This is a genomic window from Coprococcus sp. AF21-14LB, from assembly GCF_003458885.1.
Classification (GTDB): domain Bacteria; phylum Bacillota; class Clostridia; order Lachnospirales; family Lachnospiraceae; genus UBA9414.
The window spans coordinates 18,222-43,902 of the sequence record NZ_QRVX01000002.1 but is presented as its reverse complement, the minus strand read 5'-3'; the positions used below and the strand labels follow the sequence as shown (position 1 = coordinate 43,902).

The following is a 25,681-nucleotide window of genomic DNA, read 5'->3' as shown; positions in this document are numbered from 1 at the left end:
GGGGAAAGAATATGGCACTTCAGCTTGTAATTGGAAATTCCGGCGCCGGAAAGACGTACCGGGTATACGAAGATCTGATCCGGGAATCAATCGAAGCTCCCGAAAAACAGTATTATGTAATTGTTCCGGAGCAGTTTACAATGCAGACTCAGAAAGATCTTGTGATGATGCATCCGGCAAAGGGGATTATGAATATAGATGTACTTAGTTTTAACCGCTTGGCATACCGGATTCTGGAGGAAACGGGAGGCAATCGCAAGCAGGTGCTGGATGATGAAGGAAAGAATCTGATTCTTCGAAGAATTGCGGGCATGTGTGAACCAAAACTCAGAGTGCTCGGAGGTAATTTAAAGAGGACAGGCTATATCAGTGAGATGAAGTCCGTCATCTCGGAATTTACTCAGTATGATATCGATTCGGAAGCATTCGAAGAAATGCTTGCGCAAGCGGGAGAGGAGAGTTATCTTTCTTATAAATTAAAAGATATCCAGACAGTCTATGAAGCTTTTCGGGAGTTTCTTTCTGAAAAATACATTACCGGAGAAGAGCTTTTGGATGTACTTTGTCAGGCGCTCCCGGATTCAGAGAAGATGCGGGGAAGCGTCGTTGTTCTTGACGGATTTACCGGATTTACGCCAATTCAGACCCGTCTGCTTGGAAAAATGTTCGAGTTATGTGAAAAGGTAATCGTGACAGTCACACTCGGAGGCGGAGAAGATGCTTATCGGTATGTACATCCGTATCAGATGTTTTCTATCAGTAAGCAAATGGTGTCGGCAGTTTTAAATGAAGCGAAGCAGCACCGGACAGAAGTACTGCCGCAGATCAGGCTTGAGCATCCTTCGAAATATCGATTTCGGGACGCCCCTTCGCTGGCATTTCTTGAGGAAAATATTTTTCGTCACCGGAGAAAGGTATATGAGGGAAAACCGGAAGAGATTCAGCTCCATGTCTGCCGGAATGTGATGTCAGAATGTGAGTTTGCAGCTCAGACGATCGAGAATCTTATCCGGACAAAGGGAATGCGTTACCGGGAGATAGCAGTGATCACAGCTGATCCGGATGTGTATGCGGATTCGCTTGAGAAGGTGTTTGCCCATTATGAGATTCCGCTGTTTCTTGATCACAAACGGAGTGTGCTGCTGAACTCTTTTGTAGAGTATATCCGAAGTCTTTTGGGAATGCAGCAGAAGCAGTTTACGCAGGAAAGTGTGTTCAGATTTTTGCGCACCGGACTTGTCAGCGGGGATGATGTGGATTTCACGCCGGAAGTTGTGGATGAATTGGAAAACTATGTCATGGCATTGGGGATAAACGGATATGACCATTGGCAGAGTCCGTGGTTTCGCCGGGCAAAAGAAACAACAGTGGAGGATCTGGAGCGGCTGAATCACTGGAGAGTTGTTTTGGTAGAGAAATTGGAGCCGTTTTTATTTGTGCTGCGAAAGAAGCAGAAAACTGTGCGGGATATTACAGAAGCACTCTGGGATTTTCTTGAGCAGGAAGAGATGCAGATGAAAATGCAGCAATATGAGAAAAAGTTTCAGGAGCAGGGCGAACTGGTTCTTGCGAAGGAGTATGCTCAGATTTATCGGATTGTAATGGAATTGTTTGAGAAATTTGTGGAACTGCTTGGCGGGGAAATGGTATCGCTGGATGAATATTGTGAACTTCTGGATGCAGGATTTGCGGAGGCGAAAGTCGGAGTAATCCCGCCGAGTCCGGATCAGGTGGTGGCAGGAGATGCAGAGCGTACAAGGCTAAAGGATATTAAAGCGCTGCTGTTTCTTGGAGTAAATGATGTGAATCTTCCGGGGAAACTGGAGCGCAACGGCCTGATTTCAGAGTACGATAGAGAAGTGCTGACAAAGGGAAATGTGGCGCTTGCACCGGGAGCAAAAGAAAAGGCGTTTGTTCAGAAATTTTATTTATATCAGAATCTGACAAAGCCTTCCAAGCTTCTTATTTTGTCCTACAGCCGCCAAAGCAGAGAGGGAAAGGCGCTGCGTCCGGCTTATCTCGTCCAGGAACTTTTTAGGATGTTCCCGGAACTCTCTTTAGAAGATGAAGAAAAGAGAATGCTTTCAGAGCAGGAGATGATTCCAAAAAGTGGGATTTCTTATCTCGTCAAAGGTTTGCAGAGTTTGAACGAGGGAGGATTTACTGAAGAAGGATTCCAAATGTGGGAAGAACTGCTCTCCTGGTATTTGCGGGAAGAAACGTGGAGAGAAAAGGCAGAAAGTCTTCTTGAGGCAAATCAATATCATAAACCAGATCTTCATCTGGAAGAAAGAACGGCAGAAGAATTATATGGCAGTCTGGATCATACAAGCGTAACAAGACTGGAACGTTTTTGTGCCTGTGCGTTTTCACATTATCTAACGTATGGACTTCGCTTGAAAGAACGTCAGGAATTTGAGTTTCGTCCTCTTGACTGGGGGAATCTGCTTCACAGCGCTCTGGAGCTTTTTTCAAAGAAAGTCCAGAAAACAGGAAAGTTGTGGACGATGCTGGAAGAAGAGGAGCGGGATGAGCTATTAGAAGCCAGTGTGGATGAGACGATTACAGATTATGGAAATACAATTCTTTACAGCAGTGCAAGGAATGAATATTTGATTACAAGACTGAAACAAATGATGGCAAGAACAATCTGGGCGTTGACAAAGCAGATGGAACGAGGTGCATTCCGGCCGTCTGGATATGAAGTGAATTTTTACGGCGGCAAGATTGACCGGGTGGATACTTGTGAGCAGGATGACAAAATTTATGTGAAAATTATTGACTACAAGACTGGAACGCAGTCATTTGATCTGGCAGCGCTCTATCACGGACTGCAGATGCAGCTTGTTGTGTATATGGATGCGGCAATGACAGTGGAAGAGAAGAGACACCCGGATCAGCATGTTGTTCCGGCAGGAATTTTCTACTATAAGATCAAAGATCCAATTGTGAGCAGAGAAGAAGACATGGAGCGGTTAGAAGAAGCAATTTTGAAAGAACTTCGTCTGGACGGGATTGTGAATTCCGATGATGCAGTGCTGCGTCTGATTGATGAAGAGATGAAGCCGGGAACGTCTTCGTCTGTGATTCCGGCAGGGCGGAAGAAGGATGGGATGCTGACATGGAATTCCAGGGCTGTGTCAGAAGAAGGATTTGCTTCTATCAGAAAGTATACGAAGAAGAAAATTGCTTTGCTGCGTCGTCGGATCGCAGCCGGAGAAATTGATGCAGCTCCGTATGAATTTGGCAGCCGGACGGCGTGTGATTATTGTCAGTTTCGGAATATTTGCAGATTTGAACCGGGATTTCCGGGATATCTTTACCGGAGACTTCCGCAGCTATCTGCGAAAGAAGTACTGGAACGTATGCGGGAGGAGGAATAGACGATGGGAGTACAGTGGACAGAAGAACAGCGGGAAGTCATTGACGTGCGTGGAAAGAATATCCTTGTATCTGCAGCGGCAGGTTCCGGCAAGACAGCAGTGCTCGTAGAACGTATCATTGAGCGGTTGACGAAAGAAGAACCGCCGTTAGATGTGGATCGTCTTCTCGTTGTTACCTATACAGAAGCAGCGGCAGCAGAAATGAAAGAAAGAATCCGTGACGCCATTGAGAAAGCGTTGGAAGAGCATCCGGATGATGCACATTTGCAGCGGCAGGCAACGCTTGTTCATCATGCGCAGGTGACAACGATTCACAGCTTTTGCTTGTCGGTCATCCGGGAGAACTTCCATACCATTGGGTTAGACCCGGGATTTCGTATTGCGGAAGAAGGAGAAATGAAGCTGTTGAAGCTGGATGTGGCGGCAGAGCTTCTGGAACAAAAATACGAAGAAGGGAAAAAAGCTTTTTAGAGCTGACAGAATATACGGCGCCGGGAAGAGACGACCATAAACTAACAGAATTGCTTTTAAAAATATATGATTTTTCTAGAAGCTATCCGGACCCATGCGAATGGCTGTATTCCTGTGCGGCGCATTACAAAATGGAAGAAGGGATTGAGGAACAGCCGTTTTTCCATTTTGTACAGGAGCAGGCCATACAATATGCGAAAGATATGCTGGAATTGACAGCATATGCGATAGAACTTTGTGAGGAGCCGGACGGACCGGTATTTTATCTGGAGGCGCTTGCGCAGGATGAAGCGTTGATCCGACAGCTTGCCGGGGCAAAGAGCTACGAAACCATTTATGAAATTTTAGCAGAATGGAAATGGGCAAAGCTTTCGGCAAAGAGAAGTGATGAGATTGATCCGGACAAACGGGAACTTGTAAAGCAGGTACGAGAAGATGTAAAAACGCTCCAAAAAGATCTGAAAGAGCAGTATTTCTATGAACCGCTTCAGGAGATAGAGGAACATATGAGACAGTGTGCGCCGATGATGGAAACATTCGTGGAGCTGACTGTAGATTTCCATGAAGCGATGCAGAAGGAAAAAGCGAAGAGAAATATGATTGACTTCGGAGATATGGAACACTTTGCCCTGGAGATTCTTACGGAACAAAAAGACGGAAAACGCTGTCCGTCTCAGGCAGCACGCTCCTATCAGGAACGGTTTGAAGAGATTATGATCGATGAATATCAGGATAGTAATCTGATTCAGGAGGCGCTTTTGACAAGCGTGTCCCGCAAGGAACAGGGAATTTACAATATATTTATGGTCGGGGATGTGAAGCAGAGTATTTACCGATTCCGTCTGGCGAGACCGGAGCTCTTCATGGAGAAATACCACACATATGGAGCAGGAGAGGGACAATGTCAGCGCATTGATCTGACGCGAAACTTCCGGAGCCGGCGGGAAGTATTGGAAAGTACGAATTTCATTTTTAGACAGATTATGACAGAGGGGTTCGGCGGTATTGCTTACGATGAGCGGGCGGCGCTGTATCCGGGCGCCTCTTATGAAAATATACCGGGAAATGAGGCAGAGCTGCTATTAATTGATACCTCTGTACAAGAAGGTGTAGAAGAAGAGACGGTCCGGGAGATGGAGGCTCACGGGATTGCCAGAAGAATTAAAGAACTGGTGGGCGTACATCCGGTATTGGATAAAAGAACAGGAACATATCGTCCTGCCGGTTATGGAGATATTGTAATTCTTACAAGAAGTCTGAAAGGATGGACAGAAGAATTTTCAAGGATTCTGAATCAGGAAGGGATTCCGACATTTGCCGGGACGAAGGAAGGATATTTTGAAACATGGGAAGTCAGTACGGTGTTGGATTATCTGGAACTGCTGGATAATTTTCGGCAGGATCTTCCGCTGACCTCAGTGTTGTTGTCTCCTTTTGGAAATGTTACGGCAGAGGAGCTTGCGAGAATCCGGGTAAGAGAAATGAAGACGGAGGAAGAAGGGGCGTTAGCACCGTTTTTCCAGGCGGTTGTTACCTTTATGAAAGAGGCAGAAGAGAAAGACAGCAGTTTACAGCAGAAACTTAGAGCATTTCAGAAGCAGTACGAAAGTTACCGGGAAATTCTTTCGTATACTTCCATCCATGACCTCATGTGGAAACTTTTGCATGAGACGGGATACCGGGACTATGTGGGCGCTATGCCGGGAGGAAGACAGCGCCAGGCCAATCTGGATATGCTTCTTGAGAAGGCGCTGGCATTTGAAAAGACAAGTTATAAGGGACTGTTTCATTTTGTGCGCTATATCCGCCAGCTAAAGAAATATGACGTGGACTATGGAGAAGCAAATATTGCGGATGAGCAGACGGATACCGTACGCCTTATGAGTATCCATAAAAGCAAGGGCTTGGAATTTCCGATCGTGTTTGTATCCGGAATGGGGAAACAGTTTAATACGCAGGATATCCGTGAGCAGTTTGTAGTGCATCCGTCTCTGGGAATTGGGACAGACTGTATCGATCTTGAAATGCGGACAAAAGCGCCGACGCTGCTGAAGAAAGTAATTCAAAAGGAAACAGCGCTTGAAAATCTTGCAGAAGAAGAGCGGGTACTCTATGTGGCTTTGACAAGAGCGAAAGAAAAGTTAATCATTACCGGAGCAGTAAATGGTGTAGAGGAAAAATTAAAAAGCTTTGGAGCAGTAGGAGCAAGGGAAGAAACAGAATTAAGTTTTGCGTCAGTCAGCCGCGCAAGAACGTATCTGGACTGGATTATTCCGGCGCTTATCCGAAACAAGGCTTTCGACATAGCATTATCCGAAGCAGGACTTCCGGTACCATTTATGAATTCCATGTATCATCAGGACGTGCCGATCCGTGTGGAAGTAATTTATGCCGCTCAATTGGCAGAAAAAGCAGAAGAGGAGTTCTGTGCAGATCAGCTCATGCATCAGTTTTTAAAAGAAGGTGCTGTTGAAAAAGAGGTATTTCATCCGGAAATGAAAGAGCATCTTCAGGAGCAGTTTTCATTTGTGTATCCATTTTCGAAAGACCGGACAAGGAAAATGAAGTTTACTGTGTCTGAGTTAAAGAAAACAGGAATGGAAAAAGAACTTGCTGAAGAAAGCGAAGTGGTGTTTGCACCTGCAAAAGAAACGAAATTAATACCGGCTTTTCGAAGAGCGGAAGAGGAATTGACGGGAGCTTCCAGAGGAACTGCTTATCACAGGGTGCTGGAGAGGATTGATTTCCGGGAAGAGTACAATGAAGAGAAACTAAAAGATGCAATAGCAGCTCTGGTCAGAGAAGGAAAACTGGAAGCAGCGGAGGCAAAAACCGTGAGCTGTTCTGACCTGATGAAGTTTTTTGAAAGCAGTCTTGCTGTCGATATGAAAGAAGCGGCAAGACGGGGAAAGCTGTTTCGGGAACAGCCTTTTGTGATCGGGATTGAAGATTCGGGCGAATGGTGTCTTGTCCAGGGAATTATTGATGCTTACCTGGAAGAACCTGACGGAAGCCTTGCGGTAATCGATTATAAGACCGATCGTGTAAAGAGGAAAGAAAAGCTGCAGGAGAGATACCGTCGGCAGTTGGAGTATTATGCCCAGGCACTGGAACAGCTTCTTGGGAAAAAGGTAAAAAGGAAAATCATTTACTCCTTCACACTACAGACAGAAATCGAGGTATAAAAGATGAGTGATGTTGTAACATATTATCTCTGCGCGGTAAATGTCATTGCATTTTTACTTTATGGAGCAGATAAAAGACGGGCCAAAAAAGGAGCGTGGAGAATTTCGGAGGCAGCGCTGATAGGTATTGCTGTCATTGGCGGTTCGGCAGGCGCATGGCTTGGGATGAAAGGATTCCGACACAAAACAAAACACAAGAAATTTACTTACGGAGTGCCGATAATCCTTGTTGCTCAGGCAGTTCTGTTAATGTGGTTTTATTTTTAAGAAAAGTGGAAACGAGACCGGAGGGGATGTCCTTCCGGTTTTTGTTGTCCATAGAAAAGTTTCTTAAGAAAATCTTCATAATTTTTATAGATAAATCTTTAATAATATTATATTGACTCACTATATTATACAATATATAATATAGAAAACAAAACAATATTGGAAGAGTTAGAGAGGAGTGAGACGATGGTATTTAATACTGGAGCAGCACTTCTGGATGCAATTGTGCTGGCTGCCGTGTCAAAGGAAGAGAACGGTACCTATGGATATCGGATTACACAGGATGTCCGAAAGACGCTGGAAGTGTCAGAGTCTACTCTTTATCCGGTGCTGAGAAGACTTCAGAAAGATGAATGCCTTGAAGTGTATGATATGCAGTTTGATGGAAGAAACAGAAGATATTATAAAGTAACTGAAAAAGGCATGGTACAGTTGAACTTATACCGGGAAGAATGGAAGAAATATTCAGAAAAGATTACTAAAATGTTTGAAGGGGGTGTGACTGCATGAATCGGGACCGTTTTATGAAAGAACTGGAAATGTTGCTTTCTGATATTTCAGCAGAAGAGCGTGCCGAAGCATTGCAGTACTATAGTGATTATTTTGCAGATGCAGGAGCAGAGAATGAAGGAAAAGTGATGGAAGAGCTTGGAGATCCGGGGAAAGTAGCTGAGATGATCAAAGCAGGTTTAGGCAGTAATAATGAAGAACATCAAGAATATCGTGAGACCGGTTATACGGACACGAGATTTGAGGAAAAAGAGATGCCGGGAAGCAGAAAGACTGCGGGAGCAGACACTGGATATCATCCGGAATATGTGCAGAAGAAAGAGCATCCAATCGGAAAGATTCTTTTGATTCTGGCAATTATTTTTATCGGTCTTCCAATTGCATTGCCGCTTGGAATTGGGATGCTGCTTCTTCTGCTTGGAATTTTAGCAAGTATTGTGGCAGTTCTGGTCAGTGTTGTAATACTCAGTGCGGCAGCAGCTTTTTGCGGCGGTTGCTTTGTTGTTGTAGGAGTGATAAAGCTCATTCCGAATGTACCGGTTGGACTTTTACTGATGGGAATTGGTCTTATTATAGGTGCAGTAGGCGTCGTAGCAACGGTGCTTCTCGGAAAATTCAGCTGGATCTGCTTACGGACACTGTTTCGGGGAGTTGTGGCGCTTTGCCGCAGACCATTTCACAGAAAGGCGGTGTAACAAATGAAAAAAGGTTGGAAAATATTTGCCATTGTCTGTGGATGTACGGCAGGTGCAGGAGTTATTTTATGTATTGCGGCTCTGATGCTTGGGGTGACATGGCAAAGTGTTTCAGATGAACTTGCAGACGGAGTGGGCGTTGTAGTGCGTGAGAGCAACATACGCCGGAGCTGACGGATTGGGATGATGACTGGGAGCATTCGGCAAAATGGAAGAACGCACAGATTTTAAGCGGGGATTTTGAAAAGACATATTATCATGTGGAAGATCTGTCTGTTGAATTGTCAGCCGGAACGATGGAAATCATTTCTTATGACGGGAATGAAATTGTTCTGGAAGGCAAAGCAGTCAATGAAGCACTTCGCACAAGGTGCAGCGTCAATGACGGTACGCTGGAATTTAAAACAAGCAATAAAGTGTGGAAAGAAAATGGGTTAAATGATAAAGAAGCGGGAAGCTATATACTTTATGTGCCGGAGACATTAACATTAGAAGAAATCAATATTACGGCGGGAGCAGGGGAACTTACTGTAAGAGGGATTACGTCAATGGAGATGGAACTAAATCTTGGAGCGGGAAATACGGTATTGACAGATATCGGCATTGATGACACGGAAGTACGCTGCGGAGCCGGAAATGTGGATCTGAACGGAAAGCTTCAGGGAGATATTAATATTGAATGTGGCGTGGGAAATGTAACCATGACGCTGGAAGGAAAAAAGACAGATTATAATTATGATATTGCAACAGGGATCGGCGGTATGCATATTGCCGGAACAACTTATGGAACATTGGATCGCTCTGTCAATGAAGATAATGGTGCTCCATATACGATTGAGATGACCGGCGGTGTTGGAGAAGTAGAAATTTCATTCCAGGAGCGTCATAAGAGCAGATATGAACAAAAAACCGATATAGAATAGAAAAAAGGAGAGATGATTATGTCAGAGAAAAGATTATTCAGATCAAGAGAAAATAAAATGATATGCGGTGTCTGTGGTGGAATCGGTGAATTTTTTGGAGTAGATCCGACACTGATCCGCCTGGCATTTGTTTTGTTCGGATGTACCGGAACGGGAATCGTTGCTTATTTTGTGGCGGCAGTGATTATTCCGGACCGTCCATAACAAATTTTCCGGACGACTGTATAAAGTAAGAATTTCCGGCGATACTCCTGACAGAAATACATTTTGCACAGCGCAGAATGAAAAACTGAAAAGGAGAACGCAGAGAAATGGCTGAGACAAAACAGATTGATCTGGAACAGATAGAACCGGAAGAACGGATGAAATACGAAATCGCAGAGGAACTCGGACTGTTGGACAAAGTACTGGAGGAAGGCTGGAAGTCACTGTCATCGAAAGAAACCGGACGGATTGGCGGAATCATTGCCGGGAAGAAGCGGGATGCAAAGAAATAAGAATTTTCTGATAATAGCTTGAAAAAGAAGATGGTTTTTGCTATAATCGTACGGCTAGGAAGAAAAGGTGAGAGACATGGACAGAAAGATGAATGTGCTTGGCGTTCAGGTCGATGATTATTCCGCAAAGGAAGCGATGCGCCGGGCGATTGAGTATCTTCAGACAGAAGCGATCAACGTAATTGAGATGCTGACGACAGATGTGCTTGTAAAGAGCAGTGTTGTCGAGGGGGTAAAACAGAATACCGAAGAAGCAGATATGATTCTGATTGGAGATAAGGCAATCCTTGAAGCAGCCGGGATTCAGGAGTCAAAACGGCTTCAGGAAGCTGCGGAGGATGTGTTTCTGAAGATGTTCCTTCGCTATCTTGAGAAGAATCGGAAGCGAATCTGGCTGATGGCAGATTCACAGGAAGAATTAGATTCTTTTGAAGAAATACTGCACGAACGCTACCCAAAGGTAAAGATTATGGGAGGAGCGGTCGTACCAGAGCATGCAGAGGCGGATGATATGATCGTGAATGAGATCAATGGTCTTGAAATCGACTGTATCTTGTCAGAACTTGATCTGGCAGGGAGAGAAGCTTTCATAGCGCGTAACAGGATTATTGTCAATGCGAGAGTGTGGCTGAGAGTTGGAAAGCAGCTGAGACTTCAGGAGACAGAAACCGGATTTAAGAAATCCGTTTACGGATTTGTTCGAAAGTTTATTTTAAAGAAAGAGATCGAGCGGGAAAATCGTCGCAGAGATCAGTAGGAGAAAACGTCTCCGAATATGGTTATTGTGAACAATGTCTATGAACAAAATGTAACATATTTGTAAAGAGTCTGAGGAAATGCCTAAAATATGCATTTTCCTCTTTCTTTTTTTGTGGTTTTGCATTAAAATAGTAAGATGCATAGAGATATATTACGAGTAGAGTAACAAAATAATTGTGAAAAATGCCGATGCTGAAAAAGCATGGATTCGGAGAAGGAGAGGAAGAGGAATGATATCAAACCAAATACTTCAAAATACAATCGAAGGATTGAAAGCAATTACAAGAATTGATCTGTGTGTAATGGATGTCGATGGGAAAGTATTCGCAAGTACTTTTACGGAGACAGATAATTTTGAGAGTGCAGTGCTATCCTTTGTGGAATCTCCGGCAGACAGTCAGGTAATACAGGGCCGGCAGTTCTTCAAAATCTTTGATGAGAATCAGCTAGAATATATTTTACTTGCCAACGGGGGCAGTGATGATGTATATATGATAGGGAAGATTGCAGTTTTCCAGATTCAGAATCTCCTTGTGGCATACAAAGAGCGTTTCGATAAGGATAACTTCATTAAGAATCTTCTGCTTGATAACCTGCTTTTGGTTGATATTTACAACCGTGCTAAAAAATTACATATTGACACAGAAGTCAGACGTGTTATCTTTATTATTGAGACTTCCCGTGAAAAAGACGGCAGCACACTTGAGAATGTGCGCACGCTTCTTGGAGGAAAGTCAAAAGATTTTATCACAGCGGTAGATGAGAAGAATATTATTGTTGTGAAGGAAATCGGACCGGATGACGGATACAAGGAGATGGATGAGATTGCGGAGAACATCCTGGAATTGTTAAAGTCAGAAGGGGAAGAAGGCATCCATATTGCATATGGTACCATTGTCAATGACATTAAAGAAGTGTCCAAATCATACAAAGAAGCGAAGCTTGCTCTTGACGTTGGAAAGATTTTCTTTAATGACAGAGATGTTATTGCATACAGTGCGCTTGGAATCGGCAGATTAATTTACCAGCTTCCAATTCCGCTCTGTAAGATGTTCATACGCGAGATTTTTGAGGGGAAATCTCCGGATGATTTTGATGAGGAGACGTTGGTTACGATTAATAAGTTCTTCGAGAACAGTCTCAACGTGTCAGAAACATCCAGACAGCTGTATATTCATAGAAATACGCTTGTGTATCGTCTTGATAAGCTTCAGAAGAGCACAGGACTGGATCTTCGCGTGTTTGAGGATGCAATCACATTTAAGATTGCGCTCATGGTAGTGAAGTATATGAAGTATATGGAGTCACTGGAGTATTAGTAATTAGGAGGAGCATATGATAGAATTAAAGGAAGTAACGAAAGAATACTCGAAGGGAATCGCAGCCCTGAACGGTATCAGCCTGAAGATTGAAGCCGGCGAGTTCGTGTTTATCGTAGGTGACAGCGGTTCCGGAAAGTCAACATTGATCAAGCTGATTATGAAAGAGCTGGATCCGACATCGGGAACGATTGTTGTAAACGGTCAGAATCTCGGCCGTCTGAAACATCGTCATATTCCGAAGTACAGAAGAACGCTTGGAGTAGTGTTCCAGGATTTCCGGCTTTTGAAAGATAGAAATATTTACGATAATATTGCTTTTGCACTCCGCGTAACAGAAACACCGACAAGAGTAATCAAGAAGAAAGTACCGGCGGCGCTGTCGCTTGTAGGGCTTGCACAGAAGTATAAAGCCTACCCGAAGGAGCTTTCCGGTGGTGAACAGCAGAGAGTTGCCATTGCGCGTGCAGTCGTGAATGAGCCGCTGATTCTTCTGGCAGATGAGCCGACAGGTAACCTGGATCCGACAAACTCATGGGAAATCATGAAGCTGTTGGAGGAAGCGAATGAGAGAGGAACTACGGTTCTGGTTGTAACCCACAATCAGGAGATCGTTAACGAAATGAAAAAACGAGTAATCACAATGAAGAAAGGTGTTATTGTGAGCGACGAAAGAAAAGGTGGGTATAATAATGAGGATTAGTACAGTAGGATATTCTATGAAGCAGGGAATCAAGAACATCAGCCGTAATAAGCTGTTCTCCCTTGCATCCGTAGCAACGATGGCTGCATGTATTTTCGTGTTTGGACTTTTCTTTTCCATTGTCCTGAACTTCCATAGCATTGTTATGGCTGCTGAGGAAGGTGTGGCGATCACAGTATTTTTTGAAAATGGCGTGACGCAGAATCAGATTTCCGATATTGGTGAAAAACTGCGTGATCATGAAGGTGTTGCCGAAGTAAAGTTTGTATCTGCAGATGAGGCATGGGAAGAATTCCGCGATGAGTATTTCGGTGAGAATGCAGATCTGGCGGAAGGATTCAAAGAAGACAACCCGCTTGCCGGAGCAGATAACTACGAAGTTACATGGAGAAAGTAGAAAATCAAACAGAGATTGTCGAATATGCAGAAAGTCTGGATGGTGTTAAGAAAGTAAACCGTTCAGATGTGGTGGCAAAGACGCTGGAGAAAGTAAATAAGCTGATCATCTATGTTTCAGCGGCAATCATCGGTATTCTTCTGGCTGTTTCTATTTTCCTGATCAGTAATACGGTTGCAATGGGTATTACTGTCAGAAGAGAAGAGATTGCCATTATGAAATACATCGGTGCAAAAGACTTCTTTGTACGGGCGCCGTTCATCATTGAAGGTATGATCATCGGATTGATCGGAGCTTTGATTCCACTGATTTTGCTGTATTTTATGTATAACAAAGCAATTCAGTATATTTTGGAAAAATTCTCTATTTTGAATCATATTCTGGATTTCCTTCCAGTAAACTATGTATATACATATCTGCTGCCGATCGGGCTGATCCTGGGAATGGGAATCGGTTTAGTCGGAAGTACCTTTACAATCAGAAAGCACTTGAAAGTATAGGATAGGAGATACAGATGAAAAAACGATACAGAAAAACAGCTGCACTGTTATTGGCAGGACTCCTCAGTATGGGAAGTGTGCTGCAGGCAGGCGCGACAGATACACAGATTGATGCGGCTCAGAAAGAAAAAGAGCAGTTAGAACAGCAGAAGCAGGCAGCGGAACAAGAGCAGAATGCGCTTTCAGAGCAGTTGAACAGCATTATCGCACAGATGCAGGAAACCAATGCGAAAGTAGATCAGAAGGCGGTTGAGATCGAACAGGCAGAGAATGATCTGATTAATGCAAAAATTGATGAAAACAATCAATATGAGAGTATGAAGAAGCGGATCCGTTTTATGTATGAGAACGGAGGCGGCGAGCTTCTGGAAATTCTCTTTACATCGGACAGCATGGCAGAGCTTTTAAATAAGGCAGAGTATATTTCCAAGATTACAGAATATGACAGAAATATGCTTGTGGAATTTCAGAAGATCGTGACAGAAGTACAGGAAAAGGAAGCAGCGCTGAAAGCAGAATATGAAGAACTTGGCGCGCTTCAGGCTCAGCTTGGAGAACAGCAGACACAGGTACAGACACTCCTTGACAGCAAAGGAATCGAGATTGCGAATCTGGAATCCGCAATTGGAGCAAAGGCTTCTGAGCTTCAGGCGCTGATTGAGAAAGCAAGAGCAGAAGAAGAGGCGAGAAAGCAGGCAGAGCTTGCACAGCAACAGCAGCAGAAACCGTCAGGCGGAAACAGTTCCAGTGGAAATAATTCAAGCGGTGGTTCTTATGTACCACCGGGAGACAATGTGATTTCCGGTAATGGAACATTTGCACACCCGTGTCCGTCAGGATATCTGACAAGTGGGTTTGGTTATCGTGATTTTGACAATTCGTTCCACAAGGGAGTTGACTTCGGAACAGGCGGAGCAGCAGTTCCGACTTATGCAGCAGCAGATGGAAGAGTTCTGATTGCCGGCTGGAGCAACAGTGCCGGTAACTGGGTCGTTATTCAGCATTCCGGCGGCCTTGTAACAAAGTATATGCATCATTCAGCTCTTAGTGTATCATCCGGACAGTATGTATCGAAAGGACAGCAGTTAGGTCTTACAGGAAACACAGGGAACTCCGCAGGAGTACATCTGCATTTTCAGGTAGAACTGAATGGAAGACCGGTAGATCCGTTCAATTATTTATCATAAGGTGTGGATAATGGATAATAAAAAGGGATTTTTAAAAGGGGCGCTGACAGGCGCCCTTGCTATGTTAGTAATCACAGCCGTCATAGGAGCGGGTGTGATCGTGATAAATCACATAGATCTTGGAAACATGAAGAAAAGCGGCTCGGATCAGGTTGTAGGACAGTATACAGAGAAGAAGCTGGAAGAACTAAAAGGTTTGATCGATGAAATCTATCTCCATGAAGAAGAGGTAGATGAAGAAGCGCTTACGGAAGGAATTTATCAGGGATATATTGCGGCACTGAATGATCCGTATTCTGCATATTATACTGCAGAAGAAACGAAAGAGATGATGGAATCTACTTCGGGGGAGTACAGCGGAATCGGAGCCCTTATGTCGCAGAATCGAGAGACAGGAGTAATTACGATTGCCAATGTCTATGAAAACTCACCAGCTGCAGAAGCGGGAATGAAAAATGAAGATATCTTGTACAAAGTAGAAGGAGAAGAAGTGACGGGTGTCGATCTAAGTGAAGTGGTTACGCGAGTAAAAGGAGAAGAAGGCACCGAGGTCAAAATGACGCTGCTGCGGGGAGCAGATCGTCAAGAGATTGAGATTACTGCTGTGCGCAGAAAGCTGCAGACGCAGACGGTCAGTTATGAGATGAAAGAAGGACAGATCGGATATATTCGGGTGTCTGAATTTGATGAAGTTACACTGGAACAGTTCCGGGAAGCAAAAGCAGCTCTGGAAAGTCAGGGAATGGCATCTATGCTCATTGATCTTCGTGGAAATCCGGGAGGAAATCTTTCTACCGTCTGTGATATGTTAAGAGAAATTCTTCCGGAAGGGCTGATTGTTTATACAGAGGAGCGGGATGGAGAGCGCACAGAGTATAAATGTGATGGAAAAACACCGTGGGAAAAACCGCTCGCAGTGCTGATCAATGGCGCCAGCGCCAGTGCATCCGAAATCTTTGCCGGAGCAGTACAGGATTATGGAATCGGCCAGCTTGTTGGTACAACAACTTATGGAAAAGGAGTTGTACAGCAACTGTTTCCAATGACGGACGGTACAATGGTGAAACTTACGATTGCGGAATATTTTACTCCGAAAGGAAGAAATATTGACGGAACCGGAATCGTTCCGGATGTGGAAATCGAATATGTCTATGATGAGACAAATCCGGAAGCGGATAATCAGATGGAAAAAGCGTTGGAGCTTCTTCGCGGTCAGGTACAGCAGTAGCTGATGCGAACGAATCGCAGAAAGACAATATAAAAAAGCAAAAGATTTGTGGAGACATGAATCTTTTGCTTTTCTTACATTATGGCATATGTTAAAATAAAAATATATGGATAAAATTATTTCCGGATCATTTTCAGATGGTTCGGAGGGAAATAAACGAGAAAGGATTGAGAAAATGAAAATTTTAATTCAAAACGGTCATGTGTTAGATCCTTTGACAAAGAGAGATGGTCGGTATGATGTGCTGGTGGAAGATGATAAGATCAAAGCTGTAGGCGAGAAGATCGAGACAGAAGCAGATGAGATTATTGATGCCGCCGGCAGTTATGTTATGCCTGGATTTATCGATCTGCATGTACATTTAAGAGATCCTGGACTGGAATATAAGGAGACGCTTGCAACAGGGGGAAGTGCAGCGGCAAGAGGGGGCGTGACAACGATCTGTGCCATGCCGAATACAAAGCCGGTCATTGATACGAAAGAGAAAGTAGAAGATGTTCACCGCAGGGCAAAAGAAGAGTGTCCGGTGCATGTGATTCAGCTCGGTGCAATCACAGTGGGACAAAAAGGAGAAGAGCTTGCTGATATTAAAGGAATGGCAGAGGCAGGATGTCATGCGATCAGTGAAGACGGTAAGTCCGTGATGAATGCTTCTCTTTACCGGAAAGCAATGAAGATTGCGGCAGAGTGTGGGATTTCGATTTTTGCACATTGCGAAGATATTACGATGGTAGAAGGCGGTGTGATGAATGCTGATGAGAAGGCAAGAGAGCTTGGACTTCCGGGCATCACGAATGCCGTCGAAGATGTGATTGTTGCCAGAGATATCCTTCTTGCAAAAGAGACAGGGGTGCGCCTTCACCTTTGCCACTGCTCTACGGAAGACAGCGTGAAGCTGGTAACATATGCAAAAGAAGAGAACCTTCCGGTAACAGCAGAAGTTTGCCCGCATCATTTTGCTATGACATCAGACGATATTAAAGAAGATGATGGTAACTATAAGATGAATCCGCCGCTGCGCGGACAGGCGGATAAAGAGGCGCTGCGCAGAGGACTTTCGGAGAATATTATGGATGTGATCGCAACCGATCATGCACCACATTCCGAAGATGAGAAAAATTGCTCTATGAAGAATGCGTTTTTCGGAATCGTAGGTCTTGAGACATCAGCATGTCTTACTTATACAGAGCTTGTTGAGACAGGGCTTATGACACCGATGCAGATGGCTGAGAAGATGAGCTGGAATCCGGCTCAGGTACTTGGACTGTCAGACAAAGGCGCTGTGGCAGAAGGAAAGACTGCTGACCTTGTGATCTTCGATCCGAAAGCAGAATACACAGTTGATAAGAATACGTTTCTGTCTAAAGGAAAGAACACACCATTTGATGGTTGGAAAGTAAAAGGCGAAGTGACACATACATTTGTGGACGGAAAACTCGTTTATAAGAAGTAAATCAAAGCAAATATATTTATTTACCAGGAGGAGAATAACCATGATTAACAAATTAGTTGCAAACATTAAGAAGACAAATGCGCCGATCGTAGTAGGACTGGATCCGATGCTGAATTATGTACCGGAGCATGTCCAGAAGAAAGCATTTGCAGAATTTGGTGAGACATTAGAAGGAGCGGCAGAGGCAATCTGGCAGTTCAATAAAGAAATCGTTGATAAGACATATGATCTGATCCCGGCAGTAAAACCACAGATTGCGATGTATGAACAATTTGGAATTCCTGGACTGATGGCGTTTAAGAAAACAGTAGATTACTGCAAAGAAAAAGGACTTGTTGTCATTGGAGACATTAAGAGAGGAGATATCGGATCTACCTCTGCTGCATATGCAGTCGGACATCTTGGACGTGTACAGGTTGGAAGCAAGAGTTATGTGCCGTTTGATGAAGATTTCGCAACAGTGAATCCATATCTTGGATCTGACGGTGTAAATCCGTTTGTGAAAGTATGTCAGGAAGAAAAGAAAGGTATCTTTGTTCTTGTGAAGACATCTAACCCGTCAAGCGGAGAATTTCAGGACAGACTTGTTGATGGAAAACCACTGTATGAGCTTGTCGGCGAGCAGGTAGCTGCATGGGGCGAGCAGGCAATGGGTGATGAATACAGTTATGTTGGAGCAGTAGTGGGAGCGACTTATCCGGAACAGGGTAAGATCTTGAGAAAGGTAATGCCAAAGACATACATCCTTGTGCCTGGTTATGGCGCACAAGGCGGTAAAGGAAAAGATCTGGTACACTTCTTTAATGAAGACGGACTTGGAGCAATCGTGAATTCTTCCAGAGGAATCATTGCTGCTTACAAGCAGGAAGCATATGCAAAATTCGGACCGGAGAACTTTGGAGATGCGTCAAGAGCAGCTGTTGAGGCTATGGTTGCTGATATCAGCGAAGCGTTAAATAATCGTTAATTAGTGATGAAGGAAAGCTTAGATGAGCCACCGGGGGAAGTACGGCGGCTTATCGAGAATCAGAAGAAAGACGACAGGAGAAGAGAAATATGGCAGAAAGAGAAAGAGAGCAAGTGCAGGTTGTGGCTCAGGAGCAGCTTGCAGAGGGGATTTTCAGCATGTGGCTGAAGACAAAGGCAGCCCGTACAGCAAAGGCGGGACAGTTTATTTCTATGTATACAAATGATGGAAGCAAGCTGCTCCCTCGTCCGATCAGCATCTGTGAGATTGATAAAGAGCAGGAGATGCTTCGGGTTGTATATCGTGTGACAGGAGAGAATACAGGAACAGAGCAGTTTTCCAAGATGAAAGCAGGAGACACGCTTCCGGTTATCGGACCTTTGGGAAATGGCTTTCCGTTGGAAGCAGCGGAAGGAAAGAAAGCGTTTTTGATCGGCGGTGGAATCGGTGTTCCCCCAATTCTGGAGCTTGCGAAAGAGTTAAATTGTGAGAAACAGATCATTGTTGGATATCGCGATGCTCAGACATTCCTTCGGGAAGAATTTGAGCAGAACGGAAGTGTGTACATTTCTACAGAAGACGGCAGTGTCGGTACAAAGGGAAATGTTATGGATGCCATTCGTGAGCAGGCGCTTACTGCGGATATTATTTATGCATGTGGGCCGACACCGATGTTAAAGGCGTTAAAGGCATATGCAGAGGAAAATGATATCGAGTGCTATATCTCACTGGAAGAACGTATGGCATGCGGAATCGGCGCATGTCTTGGCTGTGTTTGCAAGTCAAAAGAAAAGGATCACCACAGCAATGTACATAATAAGCGTATTTGTAAGGATGGTCCGGTATTTCTGTCTACGGAGGTGGAATTATAATGGATATGAGAGTAAATATTGCCGGCGTGGAGTGGAAGAATCCGGTAACCGTTGCATCAGGAACCTTTGGTTCCGGAGCGGAATTCTGTGATTTCGTAGACTTAAACCGTCTTGGTGCAGTAACAACAAAAGGTGTGGCAAATGTTCCGTGGCCGGGCAATCCGACGCCGCGGGTAGCTGAGGTGTATGGCGGAATGATGAATGCCATCGGACTTCAGAATCCTGGAATCGATGTATTTTGTGAAAGAGACATACCGTTTTTGAAACAGTATGATACAAAAATCATTGTGAATGTATGCGGGCATGCGCCGGAAGAATATCTGGCGGTGGTAGAGCGCCTTGCAGACGAACCAATCGATATGATGGAAATTAACATTTCCTGCCCGAACGTGAATGCCGGTTTTCTTGCATTTGGTCAGGATGCAAAACATGTGGAACAGCTGACGAGAGAGATCAAAAAGCTGGCAAAGCAGCCGGTCATCATGAAGCTGACACCAAATGTAACGGATATTACAGAGATTGCGAAGGCGGCAGAAGCAGGAGGCGCAGATGCTCTTTCACTCATTAATACATTGACCGGTATGAAGATTGATATCAACCGCAAAACATTTGCTCTGGCAAATAAAACAGGCGGAGTGTCAGGTCCGGCAGTCAAACCGATTGCTGTGCGGATGGTGTACCAGACAGCGAAGGCGGTTAATATTCCGATCATCGGCATGGGCGGTATTGCGTGTGCTGAGGATGCAATTGAATTCTTGCTGGCAGGGGCAAGCGCAGTGTCTGTCGGAACAGCGAATTTCCATAATCCGGCAGTGACGATGGAAGTTGTTGATGGAATTGAGGCATACATGAAGAAAAATGGTTTTGAGCATGTAAAAGATATGGTAGGAATTGTTGGATAAAAATCAGAATTGAAAATGAAAGATGCGCTTGGGTAAACTGAGCGCATTTTTTATTTGACAAATAAACGATGGGATGCTATGTTTTGTTTAGCTTGATGAGAATGAGGAGGATAAAATAAAATGAACGACAAAATAAAGAAACTCACATTATCTGCAATGTTTCTTGCCATTGGAATGATTTTGCCATTTTTTACGGGACAGATTCCGAGAATTGGCAATATGCTGCTTCCAATGCACATTCCGGTACTGCTCTGTGGCTTAATCTGCGGATGGCAGTATGGTGCGGCAGTTGGACTTGTTCTTCCGATTTTGCGTTCCATGACACTTGGAATGCCGCCGTTGTTTCCGACAGCGACAGCAATGGCATTTGAATTAATGACATATGGATTTGTGTCCGGATGGCTGTATGAACATTCTAAATGGAAATGTATTGTCGCGCTTTACCGTTCGCTCATTGCTGCAATGCTGGCAGGAAGAGTTGTCTGGGGAGTTGTGCAAATAGTGCTTCTCGGTGTAACAGGAGCAGGATTTACATGGCAGATGTTCATGGCAGGTGCATTTATCAATGCAGTTCCCGGAATCATTGCACAGTTATTGATTATTCCGGCAGTGATGATTGCATTGAACAGAACAGGGCTTGTCCGTTTCGGAAGTACACATAAGGAAAAAGAGACGGCAAAAGCGGCGAGATAGGACAACGAAAGATACGAGATGAAGGAAACGTGTATGAGTCTGGAAAGAGTAGGAAGAAGTATGATAGTGGAAGAAATGCTTCTGGATGAAATTGAAAAAGTTATGAAGGAGTCGGGGAGGGATAAGATTCTTGTTGCCATTGACGGCCGGTGTGCGTCAGGAAAGACAACTTTGGCAGGAAAACTGGCAGAAAAATGCGTGTCTGCTCTGAACGTAGATCATGTTAATGTGATACATATGGATGATTTCTTTCTTCGCCCTGAACAGCGTACACGGGAGCGACTTTCGGAGCCGGGCGGCAATGTGGATCGGGAAAGGATGTTGGAAGAAGTGCTTCTTCCAATTGCAGAGGGAAGAGCGTGTACGTTTCGCCCATTTGACTGTCGGATTCAAGGATTGAAAGCCCCGATACTTATAGAACCCGGAAGAATTACCATTGTAGAGGGTGCCTATTCCTGTCATCCGTTATTGAGAGCGTTCTATGATCTGAAGATCTTTATGGATGTTGGACCGGAGGAGCAAATGCGGAGAATACGTATTCGAAATGGCGAAGAAGGGGCAGAACACTTTCGGACAAGATGGATTCCTCTGGAGGAGAGATATTTTACAGAACTCCATGTGCGGGAAGCGTGCGATATTTGTGGAGAAGCGGAGCAGATTTAGAAATGGCGTAGGTAGTGGAAACATTATCTGCGTCATTTCTTGTTAAAATAATTTCTGCATAAGACTGTTTGAAAAACAAAGTTTGGTGTGGTAAAATTAAAAGGACTTAGAAAATATTAAGGGTAAAAACGCCTATTAACATGGAGGTTATAGAAATGGAAGCATACAAGAAAGAATTTATCGACTTTATGGTGGAAAGTGAAGTTTTAAAATTTGGAGAGTTTACATTAAAGAGCGGAAGAAAATCACCATTCTTTATGAATGCAGGAGGTTATGTGACAGGTTCTCAGCTTAAGAGATTGGGAGAATACTATGCGAAGGCAATCCATAATACATATGGAGATGATTTTGACGTATTATTCGGACCTGCATACAAAGGGATTCCACTGGCAGTTGTGACAGCAATTGCTTACAGCGAGCTGTACGGAAAAGAAGTGCGCTACTGTTCTGACCGTAAAGAAGAGAAAGATCACGGCGCAGACAAAGGAAGTTTCCTGGGAAGCAAATTAAAAGACGGAGATCGCGTCATTATGATCGAGGATGTAACGACTTCCGGAAAATCAATGGAAGAGACTGTTCCGAAAGTAAAAGGAGCAGCAGACGTTGAGATTGTTGGACTTATGGTATCTCTGAACCGTATGGAAGTTGGAAAAGGCGGCGAGAAGTGCGCTTTAGATGAGATCAAAGACTTATATGGTTTCCCGACAGCGGCAATTGTGGATATGGCAGAAGTAACAGAGTGTCTTTATAATCAGGAAGTAAATGGAAAAGTTCTTATTGATGATACATTAAAGGCAGCGATTGACGCATACTATGAACAGTATGGAGCAAAATAATGGAGGAGATGCAAGTGGAAAGAGCATATAAGACAATGAGTCGTGCAGGAGCCGGTAATATTGTGATTGGAATTATCATGATTGTGACAGGAATCACGGCAGGAATTATTTCCATTGTAAGCGGAGCGAATCTGTTAAGAAGAAAATCAGAACTGACATTTTAAAACAGGGATTATAAATAGGGGTTATGAAGATTGAATAGTAGAAATAAGAAACTCCTGCGTGTGATGGGAAAAGTATTATTTATTTGTTATATTATCTTTTTGATCTATTTTCTTCTGTTTTCAGACTGGTATGGACGTGATGTCAGCGGAACACAGGAGTACAGATGTAATCTGGAATTGTTTAGAGAGATTAGAAGGTTCTGGAACTATCGGGAACAGCTTGGAATGTTTGCGTTTATGACAAATCTGTTTGGTAATGTGCTGATTTTTGTTCCATTTGGATTTTTTCTTCCGATGGCAAGCCGTTATCGAAGTCTGCTGGGAACACTGTTTTACAGTTTTGGACTAAGCTTTGGAGTAGAGATTTTTCAGTTGATTACGAAAGTTGGCAGTCTGGATGTAGATGACATGCTGCTGAATACAATCGGAGGTATCGTAGGATACCTCCTCTTTCTAATCTGTAATGGAGTAAGGAGACGATGGATTGCGAATGAAAACAGAAAGAGAAAAAGATAGAATCAAAGAGCGGAGAAAGAAGGGAGCCCGCAAATACGGACAATCTAAATTAAAAGAGGCGCGAAAAGGAGTCTGGTCCTGCGGCTTGGCGGTTGTAATTTTTCTTGTGATTGCAGGAATGTTGTTATTGGCATATTTGAGTCGGGGAAAGACGGCTGCCTATATTGGCGGGCTTGGAATGAGCGCTATGATCTTTTCATGGATTGGATTTTTTATGGCTTTAAGAGGGTTTAAAGAGCCGGACAGAAATCATGTAACATGCAGAATCGGAGTTGTCTGCCATATAATATTTATTGCAGGGCTGACCGGAATATTTTTCAGGGGGTTATTATAAATGCGTGAAAAAGAATGGAAAATAGAAGAAAATCTGGAAGCAAAAGAGCGCTATGAACTCTCGATCGAGCGGTTAAGGCAGATTGGGAAGGAAGAGACAACGAAAGAGCCGTATCGAACGTATTTTCAAAAAACGGCTGCATTTCTTCTCATGATCGAGGAGGTAAGAAATCGTCTGTCAAATGGAGAACAACTGACATTGGAGGAACTTCAAAGAGAAAACCAAAGATTGTATGAAGATATCCTGCCGGAACAGTATAATAGCAGTTATGCGAATCCGGCATATGCTGTGGAGATGCTCGGAGATACATTTGGTCAGTTATTAAGTGCAGTGTACACAGAGCTGCGGGCGGAAATTGCGTATGTATTTGAAGATCGCCTGCTGTATCTTACCGTATTAAATGAACTGTTTGTGGAAATTTATAATTGTTTCGAGGAAACAGAAGAACCGGAGTATGAACAGATCAGAGAGATCTTTTACTGGTTTGCAAGTGATTATTGCGATGTGTTTTCAGCAGATGCGATTACAAGTCGGTTTGTACCGGAGTATGGCTGTCTGAGAGATGTGGTAACAGACAGTGATCTGACAGATCTTCGTTATTTATATCAGTATGGAGAATATATTACAGATACGGAACTGCAGATGGCGGAATTTATGAATCGTCTTCCGGAAGAAACGATTGTTAAAATTGCAGATAACTGTACAAATGGACTGGCAAGAGGATTCCGGGTTGGAGGAAAGGATATTTCCAAAAAACATGTGGTAGATTTAGAATTCCGGGTAGGGTTTGAGCGGGCAGCTCGCAAAATCATTGAGAATTTTAGAAAGATGGATATTGAGGTATCAGTTTTTCGTTCCGGTGTAAGCATTTTGGCAGGAAGATCTGCAATGCGGAGCGGTTTTTACGGAGCTGTGCCGAATCCACAGTATGAATTCGATCACAGAAATGATATCGGACTGATATTTGATAAGAAGTTTGCTGAGAGAAAACTTGATGTAGAAAAAAATGCTTTTGAGAAGATCCGTGAGACTGCAGGGCAGTTTGCAGGTCCGGCATTGATTGAACTGTTTGGTCAGGAAGGATTTTCTCCGGAGAAAAATGATGCGGCAGTTAATCTGACAAAGAAGCAGGAAGAACTTGTAAATCTGTTCGCAGGGAAACGCAGCCAGATGTTCCAGCAGTATACAAAAGGCGATGAGAGATGTTTTACGATCATTTCTTATCCATGCCCGGAAATCGGAGAAAAATTCCCTGAAATTTTTGATGAAGTTGTAAAGATTAATACGCTTGATCCGGAAGTATATGAGAGAATCCAGCAGCATATTATTGATGCCCTTGATCAGGGAGAGTATGTACAAATCTGTGGAAAAGGAAACAATAAGACGAATCTAAGAGTAAAGCTGCATCCGCTTCAGGATCCGCAGAAAGAGACGAAGTTTGAAAACTGCTCAGCAGATGTAAATATTCCGGCAGGAGAGGTGTTTACATCTCCGGTATTGGAAGGAACAGAAGGGACGCTTTTTGTCAGTGAAGTATATCTTCATCAGATGGCATACCGCAATCTGGAAATTCAGTTCCAAGATGGCTGTATTACAGACTATACATGCAGTAATTTTGATACAGAAGAAGATAATAAGCAGTACATATTTGAAAATATTCTTTATCGCCATGAGACGCTTCCAATTGGTGAATTTGCTATCGGAACGAATACGACAGCCTATGCAGCAGCAGAAAAATACGGTATTGCCGATAAATATACAATTCTCATTGCAGAGAAAACAGGTCCGCATTTTGCAGTAGGCGATACATGTTATTCCTGGAGTGAGGACTTAAAAGTATATAATCCAGACGGAAAAGAAATTATTGCGAAGGATAATTCTATTTCAATCCAGCGAAGAGAAGATGTGTCAAAAGCATATTTCCAGTGCCATACAGATATTACGATTCCATATAAGGAATTGGCGGAAATCAGTGCAGTAAAGGCAAATGGAGAGAAGATTATGATTATTCAGGACGGGCGCTTTGTTCTCCCTGGCACAGAAGAATTGAATGAACCGCTGAAAGAACTGGAAGAATTATATTTATAAGTAAAACAAAATAAAATAAAAATATTTATAAGCATATATTATATATGATTATTAGAAAAAGCCATAGGTGCAAAGCTTCGGGAGGATTGACAGGCAATTGACGCATTTAGTACAATAGCATTAGATTCAAACACGAAATTCAAATACGAGATTCAGTGAGAGAAAGGAT

Annotated in this window: 24 protein-coding genes and 2 pseudogenes; all 26 read left to right on the top strand. The window is 43.6% G+C overall.

Features of this window, described 5'->3' with window-relative positions:
- Nucleotides 1–11: 11 nt before the first annotated feature.
- The 26 genes and pseudogenes from addB (at nucleotide 12) to DWX73_RS00750 (ending at nucleotide 25,512) form a co-directional block, all read left to right on the top strand.
- Nucleotides 12–3,383 carry a helicase-exonuclease AddAB subunit AddB gene (gene addB, locus DWX73_RS00865; protein ID WP_118346255.1) on the top strand — a complete coding sequence of 1,124 codons (3,372 nt, stop codon included), beginning with the start codon at nucleotides 12–14 and terminating at the stop codon, nucleotides 3,381–3,383.
- Between the two features lie 3 nt (nucleotides 3,384–3,386).
- Nucleotides 3,387–7,039, top strand: a pseudogene (gene addA, locus DWX73_RS00860) (helicase-exonuclease AddAB subunit AddA).
- 3 nt (nucleotides 7,040–7,042) lie between these two features.
- Nucleotides 7,043–7,306 (top strand): DUF1294 domain-containing protein, encoded by a 264-nt coding sequence (locus tag DWX73_RS00855; RefSeq protein ID WP_118346254.1) that lies wholly within the window; start codon nucleotides 7,043–7,045, stop codon nucleotides 7,304–7,306.
- Nucleotides 7,307–7,492: 186 nt separating this feature from the next.
- A complete protein-coding gene (locus tag DWX73_RS00850; protein ID WP_118346253.1) occupies nucleotides 7,493–7,816 on the top strand; it encodes a PadR family transcriptional regulator in 324 nt (107 codons plus the stop codon).
- Nucleotides 7,813–8,511: a DUF1700 domain-containing protein gene (locus DWX73_RS00845; protein ID WP_118346252.1), complete on the top strand. Its 699-nt coding sequence runs from the start codon at nucleotides 7,813–7,815 to the stop codon at nucleotides 8,509–8,511. Before DWX73_RS00850 ends, DWX73_RS00845 begins: the two co-directional genes overlap by 4 nt.
- Nucleotides 8,512–8,514: 3 nt before the next feature.
- Nucleotides 8,515–8,685: a hypothetical protein gene (locus DWX73_RS13470; RefSeq protein ID WP_158556803.1), complete on the top strand. Its 171-nt coding sequence runs from the start codon at nucleotides 8,515–8,517 to the stop codon at nucleotides 8,683–8,685.
- Between the two features lie 86 nt (nucleotides 8,686–8,771).
- On the top strand, nucleotides 8,772–9,434 hold the full coding sequence (locus DWX73_RS00840) for a DUF4097 family beta strand repeat-containing protein (protein ID WP_118346251.1): 663 nt from the start codon (nucleotides 8,772–8,774) through the stop codon (nucleotides 9,432–9,434).
- Nucleotides 9,435–9,452: 18 nt separating this feature from the next.
- On the top strand, nucleotides 9,453–9,638 hold the full coding sequence (locus tag DWX73_RS00835) for a PspC domain-containing protein (protein WP_118346250.1): 186 nt from the start codon (nucleotides 9,453–9,455) through the stop codon (nucleotides 9,636–9,638).
- A gap of 107 nt (nucleotides 9,639–9,745) precedes the next feature.
- Nucleotides 9,746–9,931 carry a small, acid-soluble spore protein, alpha/beta type gene (locus DWX73_RS00830; RefSeq protein WP_118346249.1) on the top strand — a complete coding sequence of 62 codons (186 nt, stop codon included), beginning with the start codon at nucleotides 9,746–9,748 and terminating at the stop codon, nucleotides 9,929–9,931.
- Between the two features lie 76 nt (nucleotides 9,932–10,007).
- On the top strand, nucleotides 10,008–10,688 hold the full coding sequence (locus DWX73_RS00825) for a WecB/TagA/CpsF family glycosyltransferase (RefSeq protein ID WP_118346248.1): 681 nt from the start codon (nucleotides 10,008–10,010) through the stop codon (nucleotides 10,686–10,688).
- 232 nt (nucleotides 10,689–10,920) lie between these two features.
- Nucleotides 10,921–12,009, top strand: coding sequence for a PucR family transcriptional regulator (locus DWX73_RS00820; protein WP_118346247.1), 1,089 nt, complete (start codon nucleotides 10,921–10,923; stop codon nucleotides 12,007–12,009).
- A gap of 16 nt (nucleotides 12,010–12,025) precedes the next feature.
- Nucleotides 12,026–12,712: a cell division ATP-binding protein FtsE gene (ftsE, locus tag DWX73_RS00815; protein WP_118346246.1), complete on the top strand. Its 687-nt coding sequence runs from the start codon at nucleotides 12,026–12,028 to the stop codon at nucleotides 12,710–12,712.
- Nucleotides 12,702–13,609: pseudogene (ftsX, locus tag DWX73_RS15370) on the top strand (permease-like cell division protein FtsX). Before ftsE ends, ftsX begins: the two are co-directional and overlap by 11 nt.
- Before the next feature lie 14 nt (nucleotides 13,610–13,623).
- Complete coding sequence (locus DWX73_RS00805) at nucleotides 13,624–14,796, top strand: murein hydrolase activator EnvC family protein (protein WP_118346245.1); 1,173 nt, start codon at nucleotides 13,624–13,626, stop codon at nucleotides 14,794–14,796.
- A 10-nt stretch (nucleotides 14,797–14,806) separates the two neighbouring features.
- Complete coding sequence (locus DWX73_RS00800) at nucleotides 14,807–16,024, top strand: S41 family peptidase (RefSeq protein WP_118346244.1); 1,218 nt, start codon at nucleotides 14,807–14,809, stop codon at nucleotides 16,022–16,024.
- A gap of 175 nt (nucleotides 16,025–16,199) precedes the next feature.
- Entirely contained in the window at nucleotides 16,200–17,477 is a 1,278-nt protein-coding gene (locus DWX73_RS00795; RefSeq protein ID WP_118346310.1) for a dihydroorotase, read from the top strand.
- Nucleotides 17,478–17,517: 40 nt separating this feature from the next.
- A complete protein-coding gene (gene pyrF / locus DWX73_RS00790; RefSeq protein WP_118346243.1) occupies nucleotides 17,518–18,444 on the top strand; it encodes an orotidine-5'-phosphate decarboxylase in 927 nt (308 codons plus the stop codon).
- An 89-nt stretch (nucleotides 18,445–18,533) separates the two neighbouring features.
- Entirely contained in the window at nucleotides 18,534–19,316 is a 783-nt protein-coding gene (locus tag DWX73_RS00785) for a dihydroorotate dehydrogenase electron transfer subunit (protein WP_118346242.1), read from the top strand.
- Nucleotides 19,316–20,218 (top strand): dihydroorotate dehydrogenase, encoded by a 903-nt coding sequence (locus DWX73_RS00780; RefSeq protein WP_118346241.1) that lies wholly within the window; start codon nucleotides 19,316–19,318, stop codon nucleotides 20,216–20,218. Before DWX73_RS00785 ends, DWX73_RS00780 begins: the two co-directional genes overlap by 1 nt.
- 120 nt (nucleotides 20,219–20,338) lie before the next feature.
- On the top strand, nucleotides 20,339–20,911 hold the full coding sequence (locus DWX73_RS00775; RefSeq protein ID WP_118346240.1) for an ECF transporter S component: 573 nt from the start codon (nucleotides 20,339–20,341) through the stop codon (nucleotides 20,909–20,911).
- Between the two features lie 33 nt (nucleotides 20,912–20,944).
- A complete protein-coding gene (locus DWX73_RS00770) occupies nucleotides 20,945–21,574 on the top strand; it encodes a uridine kinase family protein (protein ID WP_118346239.1) in 630 nt (209 codons plus the stop codon).
- Nucleotides 21,575–21,729: 155 nt separating this feature from the next.
- Complete coding sequence (gene pyrE / locus DWX73_RS00765; RefSeq protein ID WP_118346238.1) at nucleotides 21,730–22,410, top strand: orotate phosphoribosyltransferase; 681 nt, start codon at nucleotides 21,730–21,732, stop codon at nucleotides 22,408–22,410.
- 14 nt (nucleotides 22,411–22,424) lie between these two features.
- A complete protein-coding gene (locus DWX73_RS13610) occupies nucleotides 22,425–22,574 on the top strand; it encodes a hypothetical protein (protein ID WP_199413519.1) in 150 nt (49 codons plus the stop codon).
- 30 nt (nucleotides 22,575–22,604) lie between these two features.
- Entirely contained in the window at nucleotides 22,605–23,090 is a 486-nt protein-coding gene (locus DWX73_RS00760) for a VanZ family protein (RefSeq protein WP_118346237.1), read from the top strand.
- Entirely contained in the window at nucleotides 23,065–23,424 is a 360-nt protein-coding gene (locus tag DWX73_RS00755) for a hypothetical protein (protein ID WP_118346236.1), read from the top strand. Before DWX73_RS00760 ends, DWX73_RS00755 begins: the two co-directional genes overlap by 26 nt.
- Nucleotides 23,425–25,512 (top strand): aminopeptidase, encoded by a 2,088-nt coding sequence (locus DWX73_RS00750; RefSeq protein WP_118346235.1) that lies wholly within the window; start codon nucleotides 23,425–23,427, stop codon nucleotides 25,510–25,512.
- The last annotated feature ends 169 nt before the right edge of the window (nucleotides 25,513–25,681 follow it).